The organism is Chromobacterium aquaticum, from assembly GCF_021129195.1.
Taxonomy (GTDB): domain Bacteria; phylum Pseudomonadota; class Gammaproteobacteria; order Burkholderiales; family Chromobacteriaceae; genus Chromobacterium; species Chromobacterium aquaticum.
The window spans coordinates 1-963 of record NZ_JAJOHW010000239.1; the positions used below are offsets into that span (position 1 = coordinate 1).

2 protein-coding genes are annotated in these 963 nt (G+C 70.9%); both read left to right on the forward strand.

The genetic code is table 11. The features are described 5' to 3' along the window. The coding region (gene ahbB, locus LQT98_RS23360; protein ID WP_456237140.1) for a siroheme decarboxylase subunit beta at positions 1-475 on the forward strand (475 nt) is incomplete at its 5' end. Next, positions 462-963: Lrp/AsnC family transcriptional regulator (locus LQT98_RS23365; protein ID WP_407928969.1), on the forward strand; the 502-nt coding region annotated here is incomplete at its 3' end. The genes ahbB and LQT98_RS23365, both read left to right, overlap by 14 nt.

The following is a 963-nucleotide window of genomic DNA, read 5'->3' on the forward strand; positions in this document are numbered from 1 at the left end:
CGGCCAGCGCCAGCGCCTGCTGGCGGCGCTGTCGCCGGGCCTGCCGCTGACCGAGCGGCCTTATCAAGCGCTGGGCGCGCAATGCGCGCTGAGCGAAGCCCAGACCCTGGCGCAAATCGCCAGTTGGCAGCGCCAGGGCGCCATCCGCCGCCTGGGCATGGTGGTGCGCCACCGGGAACTGGGCTACCGCGCCAACGCCATGTGGGTGTGGCGCATCGACAATGAGACCGAACGCGAACGCGTGGCGTTGGCGCTGGCGGCGGAAGCGGCGGTCACCCTGTGCTATGAACGGCCGCCGCGGCCGCCGGACTGGCCCTACCAGCTGTTCACCATGATCCACGCCCGCGATGCGCAAAGCCTGGACGCCGTGCTGGCCGACATCCGCCACCGGCACGGGCTGGAACGGCTGCCGCAGGCGGTGCTGCGCTCCACCCGGCGCTACAAACAAACCGGAGCCTGCTATGGATACGCCTGAAGCGATAGACAGGCTGGAAGCGCTGGACGCGCGGCTGATAGACCGGCTGCAAGGCGGCTTCCCGCTGGCGGCGCGGCCCTATGCCGTGGCCGGGCGCAGCCTGGGCATCAGCGAAGACAGCCTGATCCGGCGCCTGCGCGAACTGCTGCACGCTGGCGTGCTCAGCCGCTTTGGGCCGATGTACCAGATAGAACGCCTGGGCGGCCGCTTCGTGCTGGCCGCGCTGGCGGTGCCGGAAGCGCGCTTCGACGAAGTGGCCGCCGCCGTCAACGCGCTGCCGGCGGTGGCGCACAACTACCGCCGCGAACACCGGCTCAATATGTGGTTCGTGCTGGCCGCGGACAGCGCGGACGCCATCGATGCCGCCCGGCGCGGCATCGAACTGGTCACCGGCCTGGCGGTAAGCCTGTTTCCCAAGGAGCGGGAATACTTTGTGGGCATGCGTTTTCAGGTGGGCGGCGCGGCCCCGGTGGGCGCCGCCGCCGGCG